The organism is Qaidamihabitans albus (genome assembly GCF_016464705.1).
GTDB lineage: Bacteria > Actinomycetota > Actinomycetes > Mycobacteriales > Pseudonocardiaceae > Qaidamihabitans > Qaidamihabitans albus.
This window is the reverse complement of the sequence record NZ_JAEHOB010000003.1, coordinates 304,966-327,065: the sequence shown is the minus strand read 5'-3', so window position 1 is coordinate 327,065 and position 22,100 is coordinate 304,966. Positions and strand designations below refer to the sequence as shown.

Below are 22,100 nucleotides of genomic sequence, written 5' to 3'. Positions count from 1 at the left end.
TTATGGTCCGGTGACCCAGACCGTTAGGAAAGCCTAACCGAACGCAAAGGATCGCAGATGACCCGTCTGTCCCGCCCACGCCGGTCGTGGCGCGCCGGTCTCGCCGCGGCCGCCGTCGCCTGCCTCGCCCTGACCGCGTGCTCGCCCGACGAGGAGGCCGCCGATCCGTCCGCCGCCGCGGGCGACGGCGGCTATCCGCTCAACATCCAGCACGCGATGGGTGAGACGACGATCGAGAACCGGCCGCAGACGGTCGCCGCGCTCGACTCCAGCTACGTCGACGCGGCACTGGCGCTGGAGACCGAGGTGGTGGCCTACACCAAGTACCCAACCTACGAAGGGCTGCCCGACTACCTCGGCGAGGACGCGAAGTACGGGCAGGACGCGCGGATGATCGGGCAGCTGTCGAGCCCGGACGTCGAGCAGCTCTACGACATCCAGCCGGACCTGATCGTCTCGGCGAAGGTGCGGCACGAGGAGCTGTACGGCGAGCTGTCGAACGTCGCCCCGACGGTGTTCAGCGAGACCACCGGCGCGACGTGGAAGGAGAACATCCGCCTGCTGGCCAGGGCGCTCGGCAAGGAGGACCTCGCCGAGCAGAAGATCGGCGCCTACGAGCAGCGCGCGCAGAAGATCGGGGAGGCCATCAAGGCCGAGCACGGCACGATGCCGACGTACTCGCTGGTGCGCTTCATCGAGGGTGAGCCGACGGTCCGGCTCTACAGCAGCAAGTCGTTCCCGGGCATCGTGATGTCCGACGTCGGGCTCCGCCGCCCGGAGAGCCAGCCGGACACCACCGACCAGATCGCGGTGGACCTCAGCCAGGAGAAGATCGCCGACCTGGACGCGGACCGGATCTTCGTGTCCAACTACGCCGACGAGACACAGCAGGCCGAGGACCCCAAGGCCAAGTTCCAGTCGAACCCGCTCTGGGGCACCCTCGAGGGCGAGATCACCGACGTCGACGACGACACCTGGTACGTGTCGGTGAGCCTGCAGGGCGCGCACGTCATGCTCGACGACCTCGCGAAGCAGTTCGGCGTCGATCCGGCGCGCTGACGCCCTCGTGAGTGTGAAACCGAGTTAGAACTCGGTTTCACACTCACGAGGGGCACGCGCATCGGTTCCCCCATTGGTGCCGCTGGGTAGCGTCCAGATGCACCGGCGGTCATTATCAGTGAGTGGGCTGGTTGGATGCGGCGACCGACCGCTCGGCGCGCCGCTGGCTGAGCCGGATGGCCGAGGAGCTGCAGGCGGGCTGGGCGGCACTCGCCGCCCAGCCCTCCCTGCGCGGACCGTTCGACCGGCACCGCACCTCGGTGACCGAGGAGATCCGCGCCGAGGAGGCCGAGTTCGAGCGCGCCGTGCCCGTGACCCGGCTGGTCCTGCTCGCGGGCCGTGCCTACGAAATCCGGGCACAGGCCCTGCGGCAGGGATGGCAGCCGCCCCGGACGGCTGCGGCCTGGGATCACGAGGAGTGGTACGGCCTGCGCCTGCTCGCCTGCTACGACCTCGCGTCGCGGGAACCGAAAGGGCCGCGGCCGCGGCTCAGCGGGGTCAGTACCTCTCATTCTCTATGGACGGGCTGACGCGCGGGTCCCTGCCCTTCTGCCCGGGCACCGGCGCGACGACCGGACCGCGCTGGATGTCGGCGTTCGTGCTGCCGGGCACGCCGCCGCGGTTTGCCATCCGGTCCTCGACGGCCTGGTTGTCGTGGAGATTCGAGAGCACCGCGATCATCACCGCGTGCACGATGGCGAGCACCAGCAGCAGTACGCCGAGGTTGCCGACCACGGCCCGCACCGAGTTGCCGTCACCGAAATCGAAGTCGAACACCGACAGCAACGCGAGGAACCCGAACATCACCAGGTGGAAGAGCACCACGACGAGCCGGCCAAGTGAACCGCCCGCAGTCGTGTCACCGTCCGCGGAGCTCAGGTAGCGCCGGCCACTGCGGTAGATGAGCACGCCATCCGCCACGATCATCAGCACGCCGATGGCGAGAAAGATCAGGTAAAGGTCGGTAGCCACCGTAGCCTCCTTTCCGTGTGGCAGAGCGCCACGTACCGCGGGTACCCGGACGGCTTCGCTGGGAAACGACACGTTTCCGCGGCACAACAGCGGGTAGTCGGAACCGATGACGGTCGAGCCGAGCCGCTATCGCCGCGCGTGCGACTACCTGGCCGCGGCCATGATTTACCTGCAGGACAACGTGCTGCTCCGCGAGCCGCTACGGCCGGAACACCTCAAGCCGCGCCCGCTCGGCCACTGGGGCACGTGCCCGGGTCTGACGCTCGTCCACAGCGCGCTCAACCGGCTGATCCGGCGCACCGGCCGGCGCACGCTGCTGGTCACCGGTCCGGGGCACGGCGCGCCCGCGATCCACGCGAACCTGTGGCTGGAGGGCACGCACGCCGAGTACGACGCCGGACTTTCCCTCGACGGCAAGGGCATGGCCGAGCTGGTCCGCCGGTTCTCCTGGCCCGGCGGCTTCCCCAGCCACCTCTCCCCCGAGGTCCCCGGCGTGATCCACGAGGGCGGCGAGCTCGGTTACGCCCTCGCCACCGCGTTCGGCGCGGCGCTCGACGACCCCGGCCTGCTCGTCGCCTGCGTGGTCGGCGACGGCGAGGCGGAGACCGGCCCAACCGCGGCGTCCTGGCACAGCCCCAAGTTCCTCGATCACGCGACGGACGGCGCGGTGCTGCCGATCCTGCACCTGAACGGCTACAAGATCGCCTCGCCGTCGATCTACGCGTCGATGTCCGACGGCGAGCTCATCGACTACTTCCGCGGCAGCGGCTGGGCGCCGCGACTCGTGGACGTGACCGAGGCGGCGGATCCCGACCGTGAGCTCGGCTCCGCGCTCGACGCCGCGCACCGTGCCCTCGATACCCAGCCGATGATCGTGCTGCGCAGCCCGAAGGGCATGGGTGCGCCCGATCGGACCCCGGACGGGACCCCGCTGGCCGGCACCTTCCGTGCCCACCAGGTACCCCTCGACAACGCCCACGACGACCCGGAGGAGCTGGCACTGCTGGAGTCGTGGCTGCGCTCGTACCGGCCGGAGGAACTGTTCGACGCCGACGGCAGGCCCGCCGAGGACATCCTGGCCCTCCCGCCCGAGGGAGAGCTGCGGCTGGGCAAGGTCCCGCAGGCCAACGGTGGCCTGCTGCGCCGCGACCTGCCGCTGCCGGACGTGGCCGGGTTCGCGGTGGACACCGGTGCGCCCGGCTCGCGCCACGCGGGAGCCACCGAGACGGCCGCGGACTGGCTCGCGGAGCTGGTGCGCCGCACCGAGGACCGCCGCGACTTCCGCGTCGTGTGCCCCGACGAGCTGGAGTCCAACAAGCTCGGCGCGCTGCTCGAAGCCACCCCGCGGGCGTTCGGCAGGCCCTTTCCCGGATACGCCGAGCACCTCGGCGCGGGCGGCCGCGTCCTCGAGGTGCTGTCCGAACATCTCTGCCAGGGCTGGCTGGAGGGCTACCTGCTGACCGGCAGGCACGGGTTGTTCCCGTGCTACGAGGCATTCGCGTCCATTGTGGACAGCATGGTGAACCAGTACGCGAAGTTCCTCAAGATGTCGCGCGAGGTCGCCTGGCGGGAGCCGGTCGCCAGCCTGAACTACCTGCTCACCAGCGAGGGCTGGCGGCAGGAGCACAACGGCTACAGCCACCAGGGTCCCGGCTTCATCAACAACATGCTCACCAAGAAGTCCACGGTGGCCCGGGTCTACCTGCCGCCGGACGCGAACACGCTGCTGCACACCCTGCACCGCTGCCTCGCCTCCACCGACCAGATCAACGTCGTGGTGGCCACGAAACAGTCCACAGCGCAGTGGCTCGACCTCGACGCCGCCCGCGAGCACTGCCGCGCCGGTGCCGGCGTGTGGCGGTGGGCGAGCAACGACGACGGCCACGCCCCGGACGTCGTGCTCGCCTGCGCGGGCACCACTCCGACGACCGAGACACTGGCGGCGGCCTGGCTGCTCCGCCGGGAGGCACCCGAGCTCCGGGTACGCGTGGTCAACGTCGTGGACCTGCTCACGCTCGCCCCCGCCGAACGGCATCCGCACGGCATGGCGGAACCGGACTTCGAGGCGGTGTTCGGCGCCGACGCGCCGGTGGTGTTCGGCTTCCACGGCTACCCGTCGGCGGTACACGAGGTGCTGCACGGCAGGCGCGAGCCGAACCGGTTCCACGTGCACGGCTACCTCGAGGAGGGCACCACGACCACGCCGTTCGACCTGCTGGTGAGCAACCGGATGAGCCGCTACGACCTGGCGGCCTCGGCGATCTCCCACGCCGCGGGCTGGTCGTCGGAGGCAGGCGAGGTCGCCGGGAAGCTGCGCCGCACCCGCGACGACCTGCGGCAACGGGCGTACCGGGACGGCAGGGATCCCGCCGAGTTCACCGACTGGCGGTGGTCATGAACGCGATCCTCACGGTGAACGCGGGCTCCTCCAGCCTGCGCGCGCACGTCGTCGACCCTGGCGGCCTCCGGGTGCTGGACGAGGAGCACGTCGAGCATCCCGCCGACTCGCCCGAGGCCCGCGAGGCACTCGGGGCGCTGCTGGAGCGCATGACCGAGCCGGTCGCGGTCGGGCACCGGCTGGTGCACGGCGGGGCGAGTGTCGTCGCCCCGTCCCTTGTGGACGACGACGTCGTCGCCGCCCTGCGCGAGGTGGCCTCGATCGCGCCATTGCACGTGCCGAACTCGCTGGCACTGCTGGACTTCCTGCGCGACCGGCTGCCCGGGGTGCCGCACGTGGTCTGTCCGGACACGGCTTTCCACGCCGACCTGCCCGAGCACGCCCGCCGGTACGCGCTGCCCCGGGAGTGGACCGAGCGCTGGGGGCTGCGCCGCTTCGGCTTCCACGGGCTGTCCTACGCGTGGGCACTGCGCCGGGCCACCGAGCTGCTCGAACGGCCGTCCTGGGAGCTGAACCTGCTGATCGCCCACCTCAGCGGCGGCTGCTCGGTGTGCGCCGTGCGCGACGGGCACAGCGTCGACACGTCGATGGGCTTCACCCCGCTGGAAGGGCCCGCGATGTCCACCCGGTCCGGCACGGTCGACCCCGGAATGCTGCTCTGGCTGCTCCAGGACGACCGGCTCTCGCTCGACGAGCTCGACGAGGGCCTGCACCGGCGGTCCGGCCTGCTCGGGCTCTCCGGTGGCCGGTCGGGCGACACCCGCGACCTGGTGCGGGCGGCGCGGGCAGGCGACGAGAGCGCACAGCTGGCGATGGACGTGTTCAACCACCGGGTTCGCCGCGAGCTGGGTGCCGTGGCCGCGAGCCTCGACCGGCTCGACGCGCTCGTGCTCACCGGCGACATCAGCAACAACCAGCCCGAGGTCGCGGAGGCGCTGTGCGCCGGTCTCGGCGTGCTTGGCGTCGGGGAACGGGTGCCGCTGCTGATCGTGGAGGCCAGGGAGGAACTGCAGCTCGCGTACGAGACCGCACGTGTAGTGAACACGACGAGCGGGTAACTGCCTCTACCACAGTGATCTCCGACCGCGGGAGTCTTTCGTGAAGCCACAAGCGCCCAGCAAGAACCCGAAGCCGGTACTGCCGCAGAGCGAGGAGCCGGACGCCCGCAAGCGCTACCGCGCGGCGCGTGCGGTGGCGTCCGCGGCGGCGGATGCCGAGGAGTGCGCGGAGCTGCTCGCGGCCCTCGGTCTGCGGCCCGAGGACGGCAAGCTCGTGCCCGCCCAGCGGGACCGATGACGAACCGGGCGAACGCGGCGGACACCCTCCGCGTCGCCGGGCAGGTCGTCCTGCCGACACTGGCGGGAGGTGTGCTGAAGCGGCGGCCGAAGGTGATGGCACTGACGGGGCGGCTCGACGCGGACCGCCACGCGATACGGCTGCTGCGGCGGCTGCGCGAGCGATACGGTCCGGGGCCGCTGCTGCTGCGGGTGCCCCGCCGCTCGATCGCGCTGGTGCTCGAAGGTCAGGACGTCGGCCGGGTGCTGGAGCGCTCGCCCTCCCCCTTCCACCCCGCCGCGATGGAGAAGACGGCGGCACTGAGCCACTTCCAGCCGCATGCGGTGCTGACCACCGGCGGTGGCGAACGTGAGCCGCGGCGCCGGTTCAACGAGGCGACGCTCGAATGGACGCAGGCGCTGCACTCGGCCACCGGCCGGGCGCACGACGTGGTGCGCGAGGAGACCGCCCGGCTGCTCGCCGGCGCGGGCGCGCGGCTGGACTGGGACAGATTCAACGTCACGTGGTGGCGGATCGTGCGCCGCATCGTCCTCGGCGACGGCGCGGCCGGCGACAGCGAGCTGACCGACCTCCTGGCCACGCTGCGCTACCACGGCAACTGGGCCTACCTTCGGCCGAAGGACCGGCACTCGCGCGAGCGGTTCCGCCAGCGGCTGGCCGGGCACCTCGACCGCGCCGAGAGCGGCAGCCTCGCGGGCAAGATAGCGGACACGGTCGCCGAACCCGGCGTCGACCCGTACGGTCAGGTTCCGCACTGGCTGTTCGCGTTCGACGCGGTGGGCATGACCACGATGCGGACGCTGGCGCTGCTGGCGACGCATTCCCATCAGGCCGCCCGCGCCAGGGAGGAGGCGCGCGAGGGTGAGGGGCCCCGGCGGCTGCCGTACCTGCGGGCGTGCGCGCTGGATGCGGTGCGGCTGTGGCCGACCACCCCGGCCGTGCTGCGGGAGAGCACGGCGTCCACCGAATGGCGCGGCGAGCGGCTTCCGGCCGCGACGTTGTTCTTCGTCTTCAGCCCGTTCTTCCACCGCGACCGCGAGCGGGTGCCCTACGCCGACCGGTTCGCCCCGGACGTCTGGCTCGACGGGCGGGCGCAGGAGGATCCCGCACTGGTCCCGTTCAGTGACGGGCCGGGCGAATGCCCCGGGCAGAACCTGGCGCTGTTCGTGGCGAGCACCATGCTCGCGGCGCTGGTGGAGAACCGGGAATACGAGCTGCTGGCGCCCCGGACGCTGAGCCCGCGGCGGCCCATCCCGGCGACCTTCGACAACTTCGGGCTACGGTTCGCGGTTCAGGAGGCCCACAGCAGCTCACCGGCGTAGACCGGCTCCGTGCAGCCGCAGCCGCCGTCCACGGCCTCGCAGTCGATCACCAGGGCGTGGCGCATCGAGTCGAGACCGGCGCAACCGTGATCGGTGCACTCGGCTGCGCCGTCACCGTGCCACACCAGCGTGCCGTGGCAGTGGTCGAGGCCGGTTTCGCAGCTCGCACAGGTCATGCGACTTTGGTACCACCCTGCTACGACCGAACGGTGGAGGACGGGCGGGTGTGTCGCGTTCGCCGATGCGCCGCTCAGGCTCCCTTGGCCGGTTTCCGGGGTGACTTGCGCGCCGCGGGCTTGGCCGGCTTGTCGGACTTGCCCGGGCTGTTGGACCTGGCGGGCCGCCGCGACTTCTTGGCCGCCGAGACGCTGGCCTCCAGCGCGGCCATCAGGTCGGTGACCTCGGCCTTCGCGGTCTCCGTCTGCGGCGCGGTGGTCTCGGCACCGGCGATCTTCGACTCGATGAGTGACATCAGCGCCTCGCGGTAGCTGTCCTGGTACTTGGACGGCTCGAAGACCGAGTCGGAAAGGGAGTCGATCAGCGAGCCGGCCATCGTCAGCTCCTGCGGGCGCGCCTGCGGCACCTCTTCCTTGAGGAAGGCGAAGTCCGGGGTGCGGACCTCGTCCGGCCACAGCACGGTGGTGAGCACGAGCACGTCGGAGAGCACCCGCAGCACGGCGAGCGACTCGCGCTGCCGGATGGCGATCTTGGCGATGGCGACCTGGCCGGACTTGGCCAGCGCGTCGCGCAGCAGCACGTACGGTTTGAGCGCCGCCTTCTGGGGTTCCAGGTAGTAGCTCTTGTCGTAGTAGATCGGGTCGATGGCCTCGAGCGGCACGAACTCCTGGACGTCGATGCTCTTCGATGTCGGCAGCGGCAACTCGGCGAGCTCGGAGTCGGTGAGCACGACCATCCCGCCGTCGGCCAGCTCGTAGCCCTTGGCGATCTCGGCGTACGGCACCTCGGTGCCCTCGACCGTGCAGAACCGCTTGTACTGGATACGGCCACCGTCGGACTCGTGCACCTGGCGCAACGAGACGTTCTTGCTCTCCGTAGCCGCGTAGAGATGGATCGGGATCGTGACGAGCCCGAACGACACCGCACCCTTCCACATTGCCCGCATATGCGAAAAGGTACGCGTTATCGCAGCTCAGCGATACCTCCTCAGCTGCTCGCGCGGACGGGTCAGCGAGGCCGGTCGCGGCGGTCCTGGGTGTCGCGGCGGAGGCGTTCGGTGCGCTCGGTGACGTCGTCGATCCGCTCGGCCAGCGCGGGATGGCTGGCCGCAAGGTGCGGGGACGCACCGGCCAGCGGCGGCAGCAGGGCGGCGGCGTCACCCTCGTCGAGCGCGTCCTGCACGCGATCGACGTGCGCCTGCGCGGGCGCACCGAGATCCTCCAGGGCACCCACCTGACCGGCGAGCCTGCGCAGCGCCGCGGAGTTCTCCCTGGCCCACACCGCCACCGCGCGGTCGCCCGCCCGCCGGTCCCGCGCGGCCTGCACGCGGGCGTCGGCCGTCGGCAGCCCGGGGTCCCCCGGGCGCAGGCGCAGGTAGCGGCGCTCGGCGGCCTGCCTGCTCGCCACGCCGAGCGCGGGCGCGAGGTCCGCCCAGCTCGTGCCCAGCTCACGGGCGGCCGCGATCAGCTGTGGCTCCCAGCCGGTGAGGTCGTCGCGCAGCCGGCGCAGCAGCACGAGCGCGGCGAGCACCTGGTCGGCCTCCAGCCGCTCGCCGGCCTCCGCCCCCACCACCACCGTGCGCAACCGCTCGTAGTCGCTGCCACCGCTGCCGTTCGTCATGTTGTCATCATCGCGACGACAGACTCACTTGTCAACGGAACGACGACGTGCTACAAACGGAATCGCCGACATCGCGCGTCGACATGAACAACAGAATCAGCAGGAGGTGGGACCGATGTTGATGCGCACCGACCCGTTCCGTGAGCTGGACCGCCTGGCCCAGCAGGTCTTCGGAAACACGGCCGCTACCTGGTCGCGGCCGAGCACGATGCCGATCGACGCCTACCGCTCCGGCGACGAGTTCGTCGTGGCGTTCGACCTGCCCGGCGTATCGCCCGACGCGATCGAGCTCGACGTCGAGCGCAACGTGCTGACGGTGAAGGCGGAGCGGCGGCCGCTGGCGACCGGCGACAACGTCGAGATGCAGGTGTCCGAGCGCCCGCTCGGCGCGTTCTCGCGGCAGCTCTTCCTCGGCGAGTCGCTCGACACCGACAACATCCACGCGAGCTACGACGCGGGGGTGCTGACGGTGCGCATCCCGGTCGCCGAGCAGGCCAAGCCGCGCAAGATCGCCATCGAGGGCACGGACAACAGCCGCAAGGAGATCAACGCCTGACCGCCGCGCCGCTGGCACCTCGTGAGTGCGCACGCGAGTTCTAACTCGCCTGCGCACTCATGAGCCCTTGACTACCTCCTGCAAGACGGAGGTACCTTTTCCTGATGCTCGACGAGGCTGTCCGGCAGGCCCTGGTGTCCGCGGTCGGGCCGGGCAACGTCATCTCGGACCCGGTCGGCCTGCGCAGCTACGAATGTGACGGGCTGACCGGGTTCCGGCAGGTGCCCGCGCTCGTCGTCCTCCCGCTCGACACCCAGAGTGTCGCCGCGGCCGTGCGGGTCTGCCACGAGCACGGCGTGCCCTTCGTCGCCCGCGGCGCAGGGACCGGCCTCTCCGGCGGGGCCATGCCGGTGGCCGACGGTGTGGTGATCTCCCTGCAACGGCTGCGCCGCGTGCTCGACGTCGACCCCGTCGACCGGCGCGCCGTGCTGGAGCCCGGCGTCACCAACCTCGACATCACCAAGGCCGCGGCGCCGCACGGCCTCTACTACGCCCCCGACCCTTCCAGCCAGCAGGTCTGCACCATCGGCGGCAACGTCGCGGAGAACTCCGGTGGTGCGCACTGCCTCAAGTACGGCTTCACCACCAACCACGTCCTCGCCATGACCGTCGTCCTGCCGGACGGCGAGATCGTCACGCTCGGCGGGGACAGCGGCGAGCAGCTCGGCCCGGACCTGCGGGGCGTCTTCCTCGGCTCGGAGGGCACCCTCGGCGTCGTCTGCGAGATCACCGTGCGGCTGCTGCGGGTCCCGGAGACCGTACGCACCCTGCTCGCCGACTTCCCCTCGGTTCCGGCTGCGGGCGAGGTGGTCAGCGACATCGTCGCCGCCGGGATCGTGCCCGCCGCCGTCGAGATGATGGACAACCTCGCCATCCAGGCGGCGGAGAAGGCCGTCGGCGCCGGCTACACCCTGGACACCCCGGCCGCGCTCGTCGTCGAGCTGGACGGCCCCGCCGCCGAATGCGGCGAGCAGTTCGAGCAGGTCAAGGAGATCTGCGATCGGCACGGCTGCACCCGGCTGCACATCGCGGGCGACGCCGCGGAACGCGCGAAGATCTGGAAGGGCCGCAAGGCCGCGTTCGCGGCGGTCGGCCGGATCAGCGCCGACTACATCGTGCAGGACGGCGTCGTGCCGAGGACCCGGCTGGCCGAGGTGCTCGACCGCATCGCCGAGATGGGCGACGCCGCCGGGCTGCGCGTCGCCAACGTCTTCCACGCCGGCGACGGCAACCTGCATCCGCTCGTGCTGTTCGACGCCGACGCCGGTGAGCTGGAGCGCGCCGAAGAGCTGTCGAAGGACATCGCGGAGCTGTGCGTCGAGCTCGGCGGGTCACTCTCCGGCGAGCACGGGATCGGCACCGACAAGGCGTGCTCGATGCCCCGCATGTTCGGCGTGGACGACCTGGCGACGATGGACCGGGTGCGCTCGGCGTTCGACCCCCGCCACCTGTGCAACCCGGGCAAGCTGCTGCCGACCCCCCGGCTGTGCGGCGAGCGGCCCGGCGTCTACCGGCCGCATCCGCTGGAGGAGGCGGGAGTGATCGAGCGGCTATGACCACGACGACACCGGCCGTGCTCACCCCCACCGACCTGCGCGGTGCCCGCGACGCGCTGGCCGACACCGCGGGCGCGGTACGGATCCGCGGCACCGGCACGGCGGCAGGCTGGGCGGGCAGCCCGGAACCCGCGCCGACCGTGCTCGACACCACCGGGCTGACCGGCGTGCTCGCCTACAACCCGGCCGACATGACCGTCGGGGTGCGCGCGGGCACGCCGGTGCGTGAGCTGCAGGAGGAGCTCGCGGGCCACGGTCAGCGCCTCGCGTTCGACGCGGCCAGGGTCGCCCGCGGCGCCACCGTCGGCGGGCTGGTGGCCACCGCCGACTCGGGCCCGCTCGCGCTCGGCTACGGCTCGCTGCGCGACCTGATGATCGGCGCCACGACGGTGCTCGCCGACGGTACGGTCGCGCGCAGCGGCGGGCACGTCATCAAGAACGTCGCCGGGTACGACCTGACCAAGCTGCTGCACGGCTCGTACGGCGCGTTCGGCCTGCTCGCCGAGGTCGTGCTCCGGCTGCACCCGATCCCGGCCGCGCAGCGCTCCGTCCGGCTCGACTGCCCGCTGAGCACCGCCGCCGAGCGGGCCGCCGCGGTGCTGGGCAGCGCGCTGGAGCCGGTCGCGCTGGAATGGGCCGACGGCTCGCTGCTGGTCCGGGTGGAGGGCACCCCCGAGGGCACCGAGGTCAGGGCGCGGCAACTTGCCGAGCTGACCCGCGGCTCCGTGCTGTCCGAGGACGCCGCCGAGGCCGCATGGGCACGCCATGCCGAACTCGTGGACTCACCGCCGGAGGACCGGGCGGTGGCACGGATCGGCTGCCGGCCGAGCAGGCTGCCGGGCCTGCTGGGCGACCCGGCCGGCACCGGTGGCACCGGCGGTCTCGGCACCGGTATCGGCACGGTGACCGTCGCACCCGGCGACGTCGAACGGACGCACGACGCGGTGACCGCCGCGGGCGGCACGTCGGTGCTGCGGCAGCGCCCGGCCGGGGCATTGCGCGCGTGGGGACAGGCCCCGTCGGCGGTGCGGGTGCTGACGGCGTTGAAGGACGAGCTGGACCCGCAAGGGCGGCTGTGCCCCGGCCGCTTCGAGTTGTGGTTCACCAGCGGGAAGGCACTCTCTTGACCAATCCGGCCGACTCCAGCTTCGACGCGCTGCACCCGCCGTCGCGGGAGCTGCTCGACGACTGCGTGCACTGCGGGTTCTGCCTGCCCACGTGCCCGACCTACCAGCTGTGGGGCGAGGAGATGGACTCGCCGCGCGGCCGGATCTACCTGATGGACCTGGCCGAGCGCGGTGAGATCGAGCTGGAGGGCGCGTTCACCGAGCACATCGACGCGTGCCTCGGGTGCATGGCATGCGTGACCTCGTGCCCGTCCGGAGTGCAGTACGACCGGCTGCTGGAGGCCACCCGGCCGCAGATCGAGCGCAACGTGCGCCGCACGAGGGCGGACCGGCTGTTCCGTGACGGCATCTTCGCGCTGTTCCCGTACCGGCGGCGGCTGCGCGCGGCCTCGGTCTTCGGGGCCGCCTACCAGAAGCTGGGCCTCGCGCGGCTGGCCGAGCGCGTGCTGCCGCCGCGGCTGCGAGCGGCGCAGGCGCTGATGCCGCCGGTGACGCTGCGGAACGCCTTCGCCAAGCTGCCAAGGCGGGTGCGACCGGAGGGGCCTGCGCGGGCGCGGGTCGCGATGCTGTCCGGCTGTGTGCAGGACGTGTTCTTCCACGAGGTCAACGTGGCCACGCAGCGGGTGCTCGCGGCGGAGGGCTGCGAGGTGCTGACCCCGCGCGAGCAGGGCTGCTGCGGTGCGCTCGGATTGCATGCCGGGCGCGAACCACACGCCGTCAAGCACGCGAAGCGCACGATCGAGACGTTCGACTCGCTGCCCGTGGACCACATCGTGGTCAACGTCGCCGGCTGCGGCTCGTCGATGAAGGAGTACGGCCACCTGCTCGCCGACGACCCCGAGTGGGCGGAGCGCGCGCGGCGGTTCAGTGCGAAGGTCCGCGACGTCAGCGAGCTGCTCGCCGAGCTGGGGCCACGCGCGCCACGGCACCCGGTGCGGGCCAGGGTCGCCTATCACGACGCATGCCACCTCGGGCACGCGCAGGGCATCCGCGACGAGCCGAGGGCGGTGCTGCGCACGATCCCCGAGCTGGAGGTGGTGGACCTGCCCGAGGCGGAGATCTGCTGCGGCTCGGCGGGGATCTACAACATGGTGCAGCCGGAGCCCGCCGCCGAGCTCGGCGAGCGCAAGGCGGCCAACATCCGGGCCGCGCGGCCCGACCTGCTCGTCACCGCCAACCCGGGCTGCCTGCTCCAGATCGCCCGCTACCTGGATGGTGTCCCGATGCTGCACCCGGTCCAGCTCCTCGACGCCGCCCTCCAGGGCCGTCAGCTGCCATGAACGACTCGTTACTGGCGAAAAGTGCCAGTAACGAGTCTTTCATGGCAGTTCAGCGGGCGAGGGTGGCTGCGGGGTCCGGGCAGGCCGGGGCGCCCGCGGCGGTGTCCGGCCGGAGGTAGTGGGCCGCGGCGAAACCGGCGCGGCCGTCCACCTCGCCGCTCAGCCACATCGTGTTGCCGGAGACGTCGCTGCCCGGCTGCCAGCAGGTGGCGACGAACGCCGCTCCCTCGTCCAGCCTGCCGACCTTCACGCAGTCGACATCGGGGCAGGCACGCAGGTTCAGGCCCGCGCCGCCGGTGCCCGAAACGCGGTAGCCGACCTCCACCGCGGGCCGTTCGGAGCCACGGACGTTCTCGGACGTCGGGGCGGAGGGCCCCGGCTGGGTGGCCTCCGGCTGCGTCCGGGCGCTGAGCACCAACATCAGCGCACCGGCGATGAACGCGGCGACCAGCACCACGCGGACGAACAATCCCAGTCGCAACGACACGAACATGGCTGGTCCTCCTCCGCTCGACGGGCTAGGAGCGAGTCCCCGAGCTGATCGCCTGTGTTCGTACTCGCTGCCTCCTCGACCGTGGACACCGCTGGGATCTTGCCTGGGAACCGCAGATCCAGTGTCCCGTACTGCATGCCCGCCATGCAATTCCCATAGCGAGCATCCCAGCAGGCATCACCCGACCGGCCCAGCGCTGATGACAGGTGGTCCGGGCCGACGGCGACATCGCAGCGATTTTTCACTCGTTCAGCCCCTGGCCTCCAGTATGCTTCGGACCGGTCGTGCTCTAGGATCCCGCAATGGGATTCCCACGAGGATTTCCCACTGCGAGATATCCGGCGGTTCTTCACCCCGAACGAGGTCCGATGGCTGCCTACGGCCGCGTGGTCCCACGCAAGCGTCTCGGCGACGAGCTGCGCCGCCTGCGCGAGCAGGCCGACAGGACGCTGGAGAACGTGGCCGCGGAGCTGATGGTCTCCACGTCGAAGCTGTCCCGACTGGAGAACGCCCAGGGCCGCCCGCAGCAGCGAGACGTCCGCGATCTGATCCGGCTCTACGGCATCGAGGGCACGAAACTCGCCGACCAGTTGCGGCGGTGGACCAGAGCTGCCCAGGAAGAGCCCTGGTGGACCGCCTACAGCCGGGAGATCCCCGACGAACTCGGCGAGCACGTCGACTACGAGGCCGAGGCATCGGTCGCCCGCGTCTACACCATCCCGGCGCTCCCGGTTCTCCTGCAGACGGCCGACTACGCGCGCGCCTACTACCGGAGTACCGAACAGTGGCACCCCGCCGCGGAGATCGACAAGCTCGTCGAACTGCGCATGAAGCGGCAGCGCGCGCTGAGCCGGCGGGAAGGGCAGGCACCGCTGCACCTGATCGCGGTGACCCACGAGTCCAGCATCCGGCAACTGGTCGGCTCGCCGGAGATCATGCGCGCACAGCTCGACCACCTCGTCGAGCGGTCGACGGCCCCCAACATCGAGTTGCGGATCTTTCCGTTCAGCGCTCCGCCGCTGATGACGTTCACGTGCATGTACGCCATCTTCGAGTTCGAGGAGGATTCCGACAGCGGGCTCGTGCACATCGAGAACCACGCGGGCTTCCGCGGCCTCGGCTCACCCGAGGAAACAGCGGAGTACCGGCGTTATCACGAGGACCTTCGCGGCCACTCGCTGACGCCCGACGAGTCGCGCGCGCTCATCAACACGGTGAAGCAGCAGCATTTCTCCTAGCAGGACAACCAATTCCCCGCGCATTTTCGACACTTTGGACCAATTCATGACAGACGAGTCTCTGGCCGAGGACCGGCGCAGGCTGCTGAACACGGGCTACGCCGTCCTCAACGAGAAGGAGTTCGGTTTCTCCCTGGAAGGCCGGGAACACCTGCGGCGAAAGTTCTTCCACGACGGGGTGCTGAGGTCCTACCTGGGCGACCTCCCCGCGGACCGGAAAAGGGCACGCGATGTCGTCCGGTTCGAATGGCACGGTGACGACGTCCGCCTCGACGAGCACGACACGATCACCATCGAGAACCGCGGCGAGCGGCCCGAACCCCGCGAGTACGGACGGGTGCGGGTGCTCGCCGATCCGGTCTTCGAGCAGTGGATCAGGTCGGTGCTCGCGCTGGTGCCCGTGCCGTGGCGCGACCGGCGCGGCACGTTCGGGGTGAACCTCTTCCGGACGTTCACCAACGTCGTCACGAAGCCGCACCAGGACGGCGAGCGGATCATCTTCATCTACGTCCTCGACAAGGTCGGCAGTGGTGCCGAGACCAGGCTCTACGAGACCGCGGAGGCGGCCGTCCCGGTGTGCCGGAGCACGCTGGAACCGGGCGACCTGCTGGTGTTCGAGGACAACCGGTTCTGGCACAACGTCACGCCGCTGGAGCCCGCTCCGGACGGCGCCGCCCGCCGTGACGCGCTCGTGTGCACCGTGAACTACGAGCACACCTACCCGCCTCGTGAGTGGCGGCGCGAGTTCTAACTCGCCTACGCACTCACGAGGGCGGCGGGCTATCGTTGCGGCGTGGGCCGGGGCGGGATGAACGTGTGCGGCAGGTGGCTGTTGCTGTGCGCCCTCGTCCTCGGCGTGATCCTGATGCACCACACCGGGACCGGTTCCCCCGGCCACGACGGCTCCACCGGGCATGCCGTCAGCGCTGTCAGCGCCGCCGTCTCCACCGCGCAGGCCGAGCCGCCCGCCGACGGACATCCGGCACCCGGCCACGCCGGGGACCTGCTGCATCTCTGCCTCGCCGTGCTCTTCGCCGCTGCCGGGCTCGTCCTGACGTGGTGGCTGCTCGCCCGCGCCGAAGGTCCGGCTCCGGTAGCGCGGGGCCGGACCGTCAAGGCTCCTGCCCGCGCGCCACCGCCCCGGAGCGGGCGCGCGATCCTGCACCTTGCCTGCGTGCTGCGGGTGTGATGGGCCGCGTTCCGCGCTCATTCACCTCCGACACCCTGACAGGCAAGGAAATTCGATGTTGAAGAAGACGATGGGCTTCGTGCTGTCCGCGGTCGCCGCGGGCGCGCTCGCGGCCGGCTGTGCCGGCGGCGGTACCGAAGGCACCGGCAGCACCGGCAACGAGGCGGACGTGACGTTCGCCCGCGACATGATTCCGCACCACCAGCAGGCGGTGGAGATGGCGGGCCTCGTGCGGGAGCGCACGAGCGATCGGCGGGTCGCCGAGCTCGCCGAACGGGTCCAGCGCGCGCAGGCCCCGGAGATCGAGCGGATGACGGCGTGGCTGGCGGAGTGGGACGCACCGGCCGCCGAGGCGCACGGCGCCGGTCACGGTGACATGCCCGGCATGATGGCCGACACCGACCTCGAAGAGCTCACCGGCGCCAAAGGCCCCGCGTTCGACCGGATGTGGCTGCGGATGATGATCGAGCACCACCGCGGTGCGATCGACATGTCCCGTACCGAGCTGGCCGAGGGCGCGCACCCCGGCGCCAAGGAGCTCGCCAGGGCGATCGTCGACGCGCAACAGGCGGAGATCGACATGATGAACCACCTGCTCGGCGAGGGCTGACCGCCACCCCCGATGTGGCATTCGCACCGGATGCCACATCGGGGCGCGGCCGCGCTAGCCGCTGGTCGCCAGTTCGGCGTGCGCCATGACGTGCTGGATCAGCGTGACCAGTACCTGCTTCGTCGAGTCCCGGTCGCGTGCGTCGCACAGCAGCAGCGGCACGGCCATGTCGACGTCCAGCGCCGCCCGCACCTCCTCCGTGCCGTACCGGTACGCGCCGTCGAAGCAGTTCACGCCGACGACGAACGGGAGGCCGCGGCGCTCGAAGAAGTCCACGGCCGGGAAGCAGCTCTCCAGCCTGCGGGTATCGGCGAGCACGACGGCGCCGAGCGCGCCCTGCGCGAGCTCGTCCCACATGAACCAGAACCGGTCCTGCCCGGGTGTGCCGAACAGGTAGAGGATCAGCTCGGGGTTGATCGTGATTCGGCCGAAGTCGAGGGCCACGGTGGTGGTGGTCTTCCGCTCGACGCCGGAGAGGTCGTCCACGCCCTCCGAGGCCGAGGTCAGCACCTCCTCGGTCCGCAGCGGCGGAACCTCACTGACCGAGCCGACCATCGTCGTCTTCCCTACTCCGAACCCACCCGCGACGAGGAGCTTCACCGCTGTCGCGGTCAGGCTCCGCCGGTGTTCAGAGTTTCCGGATGCCATCAAGAACCGCCTGCAGTACGTGTTTGTTGGGGGTGTCGGTGGCAGGTGCCGCCGTTCGGAAGATGACGTAATTCTGTTCGATCAAATCACTCAGCAGCACCTTGACCACCGGCAGGGGCAGATCGATTCGAGCGGCGACCTCGGCCACCGACATCGGCCGCTGGCAAAGGCGCACGATCTTCGCATACTCCGGGGCCATACCCGCGGCCTCGGCCACGGAAGGCAGCGCCACCACGAGCGTGATCAGGTCGAGGCCGAAGTTGTCGGTGCGGGTGCGGCCACCCGTCACCGCGTAGGGCCGGACCAGCGGGCCGGCCGCGTCGTCGAACCACGCCTCGTCCTGCCCACTCATGGCGAGGGACGCCCCTCGCGCTCCCGGGGGCATACGGCCGCGCTCACTGTCTCACCTCACGCAGGTCGTAGTTCTCCGGTCCCGCCGCGCGGGGCGCCGCACTCAGCACCGCACCGACGCGCTTGACCAACATGTTCATCGCATAAGCGACCATACCCATGTCGGCGTCGTCGGCGGTGAGCAGCGCGAGGCACGCCCCGTTGCCCGCCGCGGTGACGAACAGGAACGCACGCTCCATCTCGACGACCGTCTGCCGCACCGGACCGCCACCGAAGTGCCGCCCGGTTCCCCTGGCGAGACTCTGGAAGGCGGACGCCACGGCGGAAAGGTGCTCACCATCGTCTTCGGACAGATTGCTCGACCGGCCGATGAGCAGCCCGTCGGCCGACAGCACGACGGCGCGGTCTGCGCCCGCGACCTGCTTGATCAGATCGTCGAGCAACCAGTCGAGTTCGTTGACTGCCGCGTTGGCCATGGCTCTCAGTCTCCAGAATGGTCGTGGTGGCCGGGGTCCTGCTCTCGTGCCCGCCAGGTACCGCGCTGGAAGGCGGCCAGCCGGTTGCGGGCCTCTTCGGGATCGTCCGCCGTGAGCAGCTCCGTCTGTTCGGTGGCAGGGCCGTCGTCCTTCAACGGCGCCGCGATGTTCTGCTGACGCCGCCGCCGGGGCAACGGGGGCCGGTTCGGCGTCAGCACTCCGCCCGCCGGTGGTGGCCCGCCCTGCTGCGGCGGCCCGCTCGGCTGCGGCGGCCTCGGCTCCCGTGCCGGTGGCCGGGCGTCCTGCGGCGGACGGGCCTCGTGCTGCGGACCGTGCTGGCGTGGCGGCCGGGTGCCCTGCTGCGGCGGCGGCCGGAACATGTCCACCCGCTGGCGGCCCTCCGCCGAGGAGCCGTTGCGCGTGGGCAGCTCGGGCCTGCCCTGCGGTCCGGGCGGAGCGGGCGCCTCGGGTGGCGCGCCCACCGGGTCCGGCCTGCGCCGCAACCCCGGGCTCTGCTGCGCGGGAACGGCGTCCTCGATCTCCGCGCTGTCGTCCTCGTCCGGCAACTGGCTGAGCAACTCGGAACGCACGAGCACGATGGCCCGCGTGCCGCCGTAGGCGGAATCGCGCAGGGACACCGTGATGCCGTGCTTCGCGGCCAGCCGCGCCACCACGAACAGGCCGAGCCGCGGCTCCTCGGACAGCGCCATGATGCCGAAGTCGGGCGGGTCCCGCAGCAGCTCGTTGAGCTCCTCCTTGTGCTCGGACTCGATACCGAGGCCCTGGTCCTCGACCTCGACCACGATGCCCCGGCCCACCACGTCGCCCCGGATCTCGACACGCGACTGCGGCGGCGAGAACGCGGTGGCGTTGTCGATCAGTTCGGCGAGCAGGTGCACGAGGTCGCCGACCGCAGGGCCGGCCACCGCCAGCGCGGGCAGCCTGCCGACGCTGACCCGCTTGTAGTCCTCGGTCTCGGCGGTGGCGCCCCGCACGAGGTCGGCGAGCGCGACCGGGTTGCGCCACTGCCTGCCGGGCTGCTCGCCGCCGAGAATGATGAGGTTCTCGGCGTTGCGCCGCGCCCGCGTGGACAGGTGGTCCAGCTTGAACAGCATGTCGAGCTGGTCCGGGTCCTCCTGCTTGCGCTCCGCCTGGTCCAGCGCCTGGAGCTGCCGGTGCACGATCACCTGGCTGCGGTGCGCGATGTTGAGGAAGACGTTCCGGGTGCCCTCCCGGGTCCTGGCCTCCTCGACGGCGGCGGAGACGGCGGTCTGCTGCGCCTTGTTGAACGCGTCGGCGACCTGGCCGATCTCGTCCTCGCCGTGGTCGAGGAACGACACCTCGCTGTCCAGGTCGACGTCCTCGCCTGCCCGGACCCGCCTGACCAGCTCCGGCATCTGCTGGTCCGCGATGTCCAGGGTCTCCTCACGCAGCCGTGCCAGCCTGCGCACGAGGCGGTTGGACAACCGCCAGGCGAGGAGGAAGACACCGACGGACAGCAGCAGCACGACCGCGCCCGCGATGATGGAGCTGATCAGCGTCTGCTCGCCGTCGTCGAGCGCGATGTCGGTGGCGTTGGAGCTCTGCTGGATGTAGAGACCCATCAGGGTCTGCCCGACCTCGGACGCCGCCCGGCGCCACTGCTCCTCCGGTACCGGCAGCTCGGTCTGGTTGCCCCGCAGGAACGCGTTCTCGACGGTGGTGAGGGTCTGCCACGCCTCACTCTCGATGAGCTGCTCGTACTGCTGCCGGACCTCGGGGATCATCTGCGAGACCGCGCCCTCGAGGCCCGCGTGGTACGCGCCGATCTGGCCGACGTAGGTGCGGAACTCCTGCTCGGTGAGGCCACCGCCGACCACGCCCGCCGCGGCGAGCGCGTCACCACGGGACATCGCGTCCGCACTGATGAACAGCGGCATCGCCGTCACGCGCAGGTAGGCGGTCTCGGCGTCGGGCGCCTCCTGGGCGACCCCGTTGAGGCCCTCGGCGAACTGGTCGATGATCCGGTTGTAGAAGGTGTACGCCTCCTGCAGCGACGGCTGCCCGGCATCGACCTGCTGGCGGAACTGGGGCAGCCTGCCGAGCTGCTGTGCGGTCGCGTTGATGCTCTGCAGGACGTTCTGCGGAGCCTGGCCGACCATGCCCTGCAGCTCGGCACTGATGGCCGCGGCCGCCTGGTCGGTGGCCCCGCGCTGCTCGACCAGTTCGGCCCGGTTCGCGCCGCCGCTGGCGAGGTCCTGCAGGGTCAGCCGCCGCTCCTCGCGGACGGCACCGAAGAACCGGGCGCCGGGTTCGGCGGCCTCGTGGACCTTGGTCGCGAAGTCACGTGCCTTGGCCGCGTCGTAGACGAGGTAGCCGGCCAGTGCGATACCGGCCAGCAGCAGGACGACGCTCGGCACGAACGCGATCACGAGCACTCGCAACCGGATCGACGAGCGGCGAGCACGCGTCCGGAAAATCTTCTTCACCGCGAATCTGGCCCTTCCAGCGACTCGTTGTGATCGGTATGGGTCCCCGCACCCGAGTTGTTGCTTCCGCCGGAACAGCCGTTGGGGCTCCTGCTTGGCAGCAGGAGGTTATGCAGCAGGGCAAACATGAGTCAACTTCACTACTCCGTCCGGCCCAAGTCTGCCCAGAGTGATGCGACCCACTACGCCGTTGAGCAGGACCGGGCTCCGGCACGCCCGGATAGGCTACATGACGATCGATTTATCGACTCATAGTCACCTCTGTTACACGTTCGGGTGGTTGCACACGAGAGGGAATCGCCCATCAGGGCGCTCGCGTTGCAGTCCATGGACAGAATCGGTCAAGACACGGGAGGCAGTACCGCTATGGGCGAGGTCCCGACGATCACCCTGAACAACGGCGTGCGGATTCCGCAGCTCGGCTTCGGCGTCTTCCAGGTGCCACCGGAGGAGACGGCGGAGGCCGTGCGGCACGCCCTGCGCACCGGCTACCGCAGCATCGACACCGCCGCGGCCTACCGCAACGAGGAGGGCGTCGGCGCGGCGATCCGCGACGCGGACATAGCCCGGGACGAGCTGTTCATCACCACGAAGCTGTGGAACGCCGACCAGGGCTACGACGCCACCCTGCGGGCGTTCGACGAGAGCATGCGCAAGCTCGGGCTGGACCAGCTCGACCTCTACCTGATCCACTGGCCGCTGCCGAAGCGCGACAACTACGTCGCCACCTGGCGGGCCTTCGAGAAGCTGTACGCCGACGGCCGGATCCGGGCGATCGGCGTGTCCAACTTCCAGATCGACCACCTGCGGCGGCTGTTCGACGAGACGGACACCGTGCCTGCGGTGAACCAGATCGAGTTGCACCCCAACCTGCCGCAGGCCGAGCTCCGCGAGTTCCACGCCGAGCACGGCATCGCGACCGAGGCGTGGAGCCCGCTCGCGCAGGGCGGCCTGCTCGGTGACCCGGCACTCGGCGAGGTGGCACGCAAGCACGGCAGGACCCCCGCGCAGGTGGTGCTGCGCTGGCACATCCAGCTCGGCAACATCGTGATCCCGAAGTCGGTGACCCCCGCCCGGATCGCCGAGAACATCGACGTGTTCGGCTTCACACTCGACGAGGAGGACCTGGCCGTGCTCGCCAAGCTGGAGAACGGCAGCCGGGTCGGGCCGCACCCGGACCAGTTCGACGTCGCCTGAGGCTTCCGGCCCCGTCGGTAACTTACCGGGCCGCCGCGGCGATACCAGTGAGTATCCACATGAGGGA

The 22,100-nt window shown here is 70.8% G+C and carries 24 protein-coding genes; 15 read left to right on the top strand and 9 right to left on the bottom strand.

Features of this window, described 5'->3' with window-relative positions:
• Nucleotides 1-57 precede the first annotated feature (57 nt).
• Nucleotides 58-1,059, top strand: a complete 1,002-nt coding sequence (locus tag JAP66_RS07890; RefSeq protein ID WP_199430934.1) for an ABC transporter substrate-binding protein — start codon at nucleotides 58-60, stop codon at nucleotides 1,057-1,059.
• 122 nt (nucleotides 1,060-1,181) lie between these two features.
• A complete protein-coding gene (locus JAP66_RS07885) occupies nucleotides 1,182-1,589 on the top strand; it encodes a DUF6401 family natural product biosynthesis protein (RefSeq protein ID WP_307849482.1) in 408 nt (135 codons plus the stop codon).
• On the opposite strand, the gene JAP66_RS07880 is transcribed toward JAP66_RS07885, so the two are convergent.
• The gene (locus JAP66_RS07880) at nucleotides 1,558-2,031 is read right to left on the bottom strand and encodes a hypothetical protein (RefSeq protein ID WP_199430933.1); all 474 of its coding nucleotides are present in this window, start codon (nucleotides 2,029-2,031) and stop codon (nucleotides 1,558-1,560) included. The genes JAP66_RS07885 and JAP66_RS07880 overlap by 32 nt on opposite strands.
• Nucleotides 2,032-2,137: 106 nt before the next feature.
• Between JAP66_RS07880 and JAP66_RS07875 the strand changes: the two genes are divergently transcribed.
• From JAP66_RS07875 to JAP66_RS07860, 4 genes are read left to right on the top strand one after another with little or no spacing between them, the layout of a single operon-like run.
• Complete coding sequence (locus JAP66_RS07875) at nucleotides 2,138-4,429, top strand: phosphoketolase family protein (protein ID WP_199430932.1); 2,292 nt, start codon at nucleotides 2,138-2,140, stop codon at nucleotides 4,427-4,429.
• Nucleotides 4,426-5,487 (top strand): acetate/propionate family kinase, encoded by a 1,062-nt coding sequence (locus tag JAP66_RS07870; RefSeq protein WP_199430931.1) that lies wholly within the window; start codon nucleotides 4,426-4,428, stop codon nucleotides 5,485-5,487. The genes JAP66_RS07875 and JAP66_RS07870 overlap by 4 nt, the downstream gene beginning before the upstream one ends.
• A gap of 40 nt (nucleotides 5,488-5,527) precedes the next feature.
• Nucleotides 5,528-5,725, top strand: coding sequence for a hypothetical protein (locus tag JAP66_RS07865; protein WP_199430930.1), 198 nt, complete (start codon nucleotides 5,528-5,530; stop codon nucleotides 5,723-5,725).
• Nucleotides 5,722-7,047, top strand: coding sequence for a cytochrome P450 (locus JAP66_RS07860; protein ID WP_199430929.1), 1,326 nt, complete (start codon nucleotides 5,722-5,724; stop codon nucleotides 7,045-7,047). Before JAP66_RS07865 ends, JAP66_RS07860 begins: the two co-directional genes overlap by 4 nt.
• Here JAP66_RS07860 and JAP66_RS07855 read toward each other — a convergent pair.
• The 3 genes from JAP66_RS07855 to JAP66_RS07845 form a co-directional block, all read right to left on the bottom strand.
• Entirely contained in the window at nucleotides 7,017-7,223 is a 207-nt protein-coding gene (locus JAP66_RS07855) for a hypothetical protein (protein ID WP_199430928.1), read from the bottom strand. The two genes, JAP66_RS07860 and JAP66_RS07855, sit on opposite strands and share 31 nt — an antisense overlap.
• 74 nt (nucleotides 7,224-7,297) lie before the next feature.
• Nucleotides 7,298-8,170 (bottom strand): non-homologous end joining protein Ku, encoded by an 873-nt coding sequence (gene ku / locus JAP66_RS07850; protein ID WP_199430927.1) that lies wholly within the window; start codon nucleotides 8,168-8,170, stop codon nucleotides 7,298-7,300.
• Nucleotides 8,171-8,232: 62 nt separating this feature from the next.
• Nucleotides 8,233-8,844, bottom strand: a complete 612-nt coding sequence (locus JAP66_RS07845; RefSeq protein WP_199430926.1) for an HSP18 transcriptional regulator — start codon at nucleotides 8,842-8,844, stop codon at nucleotides 8,233-8,235.
• A gap of 115 nt (nucleotides 8,845-8,959) precedes the next feature.
• Between JAP66_RS07845 and JAP66_RS07840 the strand changes: the two genes are divergently transcribed.
• The 4 genes from JAP66_RS07840 to JAP66_RS07825 all read left to right on the top strand — a co-directional run bounded on the left by JAP66_RS07840 (nucleotide 8,960) and on the right by JAP66_RS07825 (nucleotide 13,363).
• The gene (locus JAP66_RS07840) at nucleotides 8,960-9,400 is read left to right on the top strand and encodes an Hsp20/alpha crystallin family protein (protein ID WP_199430925.1); all 441 of its coding nucleotides are present in this window, start codon (nucleotides 8,960-8,962) and stop codon (nucleotides 9,398-9,400) included.
• A gap of 104 nt (nucleotides 9,401-9,504) precedes the next feature.
• A complete protein-coding gene (locus JAP66_RS07835) occupies nucleotides 9,505-10,956 on the top strand; it encodes an FAD-linked oxidase C-terminal domain-containing protein (RefSeq protein WP_199430924.1) in 1,452 nt (483 codons plus the stop codon).
• On the top strand, nucleotides 10,953-12,083 hold the full coding sequence (locus JAP66_RS07830; RefSeq protein ID WP_199430923.1) for an FAD-binding oxidoreductase: 1,131 nt from the start codon (nucleotides 10,953-10,955) through the stop codon (nucleotides 12,081-12,083). The genes JAP66_RS07835 and JAP66_RS07830 overlap by 4 nt, the downstream gene beginning before the upstream one ends.
• On the top strand, nucleotides 12,080-13,363 hold the full coding sequence (locus JAP66_RS07825; RefSeq protein ID WP_199430922.1) for a (Fe-S)-binding protein: 1,284 nt from the start codon (nucleotides 12,080-12,082) through the stop codon (nucleotides 13,361-13,363). Before JAP66_RS07830 ends, JAP66_RS07825 begins: the two co-directional genes overlap by 4 nt.
• A gap of 49 nt (nucleotides 13,364-13,412) precedes the next feature.
• Here the strand turns inward: JAP66_RS07825 and JAP66_RS07820 are convergent, their stop codons facing one another.
• Complete coding sequence (locus JAP66_RS07820; RefSeq protein WP_199430921.1) at nucleotides 13,413-13,856, bottom strand: SH3 domain-containing protein; 444 nt, start codon at nucleotides 13,854-13,856, stop codon at nucleotides 13,413-13,415.
• A gap of 368 nt (nucleotides 13,857-14,224) precedes the next feature.
• Between JAP66_RS07820 and JAP66_RS07815 the strand changes: the two genes are divergently transcribed.
• The 4 genes from JAP66_RS07815 to JAP66_RS07800 are packed head-to-tail and all read left to right on the top strand — an operon-like array spanning nucleotide 14,225 to nucleotide 16,893.
• A complete protein-coding gene (locus tag JAP66_RS07815) occupies nucleotides 14,225-15,094 on the top strand; it encodes a helix-turn-helix domain-containing protein (RefSeq protein ID WP_199430920.1) in 870 nt (289 codons plus the stop codon).
• A gap of 46 nt (nucleotides 15,095-15,140) precedes the next feature.
• Nucleotides 15,141-15,845: a 2OG-Fe dioxygenase family protein gene (locus tag JAP66_RS07810; protein ID WP_199430919.1), complete on the top strand. Its 705-nt coding sequence runs from the start codon at nucleotides 15,141-15,143 to the stop codon at nucleotides 15,843-15,845.
• A 42-nt stretch (nucleotides 15,846-15,887) separates the two neighbouring features.
• Complete coding sequence (locus JAP66_RS07805) at nucleotides 15,888-16,283, top strand: hypothetical protein (protein ID WP_307849481.1); 396 nt, start codon at nucleotides 15,888-15,890, stop codon at nucleotides 16,281-16,283.
• Between the two features lie 55 nt (nucleotides 16,284-16,338).
• A complete protein-coding gene (locus tag JAP66_RS07800) occupies nucleotides 16,339-16,893 on the top strand; it encodes a DUF305 domain-containing protein (RefSeq protein ID WP_199430918.1) in 555 nt (184 codons plus the stop codon).
• Between the two features lie 54 nt (nucleotides 16,894-16,947).
• On the opposite strand, the gene JAP66_RS07795 is transcribed toward JAP66_RS07800, so the two are convergent.
• From JAP66_RS07795 to JAP66_RS07780, 4 genes are read right to left on the bottom strand one after another with little or no spacing between them, the layout of a single operon-like run.
• Nucleotides 16,948-17,541, bottom strand: a complete 594-nt coding sequence (locus tag JAP66_RS07795) for a GTP-binding protein (RefSeq protein WP_199430917.1) — start codon at nucleotides 17,539-17,541, stop codon at nucleotides 16,948-16,950.
• Nucleotides 17,522-17,893 (bottom strand): DUF742 domain-containing protein, encoded by a 372-nt coding sequence (locus JAP66_RS07790; RefSeq protein WP_199430916.1) that lies wholly within the window; start codon nucleotides 17,891-17,893, stop codon nucleotides 17,522-17,524. The genes JAP66_RS07795 and JAP66_RS07790 overlap by 20 nt, the downstream gene beginning before the upstream one ends.
• A 43-nt stretch (nucleotides 17,894-17,936) precedes the next feature.
• Complete coding sequence (locus tag JAP66_RS07785; protein WP_199430915.1) at nucleotides 17,937-18,368, bottom strand: roadblock/LC7 domain-containing protein; 432 nt, start codon at nucleotides 18,366-18,368, stop codon at nucleotides 17,937-17,939.
• Between the two features lie 5 nt (nucleotides 18,369-18,373).
• Nucleotides 18,374-20,836, bottom strand: a complete 2,463-nt coding sequence (locus tag JAP66_RS07780; RefSeq protein WP_199430914.1) for a sensor histidine kinase — start codon at nucleotides 20,834-20,836, stop codon at nucleotides 18,374-18,376.
• 366 nt (nucleotides 20,837-21,202) lie between these two features.
• Between JAP66_RS07780 and JAP66_RS07775 the strand changes: the two genes are divergently transcribed.
• Nucleotides 21,203-22,033, top strand: a complete 831-nt coding sequence (locus tag JAP66_RS07775) for an aldo/keto reductase (RefSeq protein ID WP_199430913.1) — start codon at nucleotides 21,203-21,205, stop codon at nucleotides 22,031-22,033.
• Nucleotides 22,034-22,100: the final 67 nt, after the last annotated feature.

Excerpts from the sequence above, each read along its gene's own strand:
- JAP66_RS07830 (WP_199430923.1), top strand. The coding sequence starts at position 10,953 with ATGACCACGACGACACCGGCCGTGCTCACCCCCACCGACCTGCGCGGT.
- ku (WP_199430927.1), bottom strand. The coding sequence starts at position 8,170 with ATGCGGGCAATGTGGAAGGGTGCGGTGTCGTTCGGGCTCGTCACGATC.
- JAP66_RS07875 (WP_199430932.1), top strand. The coding sequence starts at position 2,138 with ATGACGGTCGAGCCGAGCCGCTATCGCCGCGCGTGCGACTACCTGGCC.
- JAP66_RS07810 (WP_199430919.1), top strand. The coding sequence starts at position 15,141 with ATGACAGACGAGTCTCTGGCCGAGGACCGGCGCAGGCTGCTGAACACG.
- JAP66_RS07795 (WP_199430917.1), bottom strand. The coding sequence starts at position 17,541 with ATGGCATCCGGAAACTCTGAACACCGGCGGAGCCTGACCGCGACAGCG.
- JAP66_RS07860 (WP_199430929.1), top strand. The coding sequence starts at position 5,722 with ATGACGAACCGGGCGAACGCGGCGGACACCCTCCGCGTCGCCGGGCAG.
- JAP66_RS07845 (WP_199430926.1), bottom strand. The coding sequence starts at position 8,844 with ATGACGAACGGCAGCGGTGGCAGCGACTACGAGCGGTTGCGCACGGTG.
- JAP66_RS07790 (WP_199430916.1), bottom strand. The coding sequence starts at position 17,893 with ATGAGTGGGCAGGACGAGGCGTGGTTCGACGACGCGGCCGGCCCGCTG.
- JAP66_RS07835 (WP_199430924.1), top strand. The coding sequence starts at position 9,505 with ATGCTCGACGAGGCTGTCCGGCAGGCCCTGGTGTCCGCGGTCGGGCCG.
- JAP66_RS07775 (WP_199430913.1), top strand. The coding sequence starts at position 21,203 with ATGGGCGAGGTCCCGACGATCACCCTGAACAACGGCGTGCGGATTCCG.
- JAP66_RS07870 (WP_199430931.1), top strand. The coding sequence starts at position 4,426 with ATGAACGCGATCCTCACGGTGAACGCGGGCTCCTCCAGCCTGCGCGCG.
- JAP66_RS07890 (WP_199430934.1), top strand. The coding sequence starts at position 58 with ATGACCCGTCTGTCCCGCCCACGCCGGTCGTGGCGCGCCGGTCTCGCC.
- JAP66_RS07855 (WP_199430928.1), bottom strand. The coding sequence starts at position 7,223 with ATGACCTGTGCGAGCTGCGAAACCGGCCTCGACCACTGCCACGGCACG.
- JAP66_RS07800 (WP_199430918.1), top strand. The coding sequence starts at position 16,339 with ATGTTGAAGAAGACGATGGGCTTCGTGCTGTCCGCGGTCGCCGCGGGC.
- JAP66_RS07785 (WP_199430915.1), bottom strand. The coding sequence starts at position 18,368 with ATGGCCAACGCGGCAGTCAACGAACTCGACTGGTTGCTCGACGATCTG.
- JAP66_RS07820 (WP_199430921.1), bottom strand. The coding sequence starts at position 13,856 with ATGTTCGTGTCGTTGCGACTGGGATTGTTCGTCCGCGTGGTGCTGGTC.
- JAP66_RS07840 (WP_199430925.1), top strand. The coding sequence starts at position 8,960 with ATGTTGATGCGCACCGACCCGTTCCGTGAGCTGGACCGCCTGGCCCAG.
- JAP66_RS07815 (WP_199430920.1), top strand. The coding sequence starts at position 14,225 with ATGGCTGCCTACGGCCGCGTGGTCCCACGCAAGCGTCTCGGCGACGAG.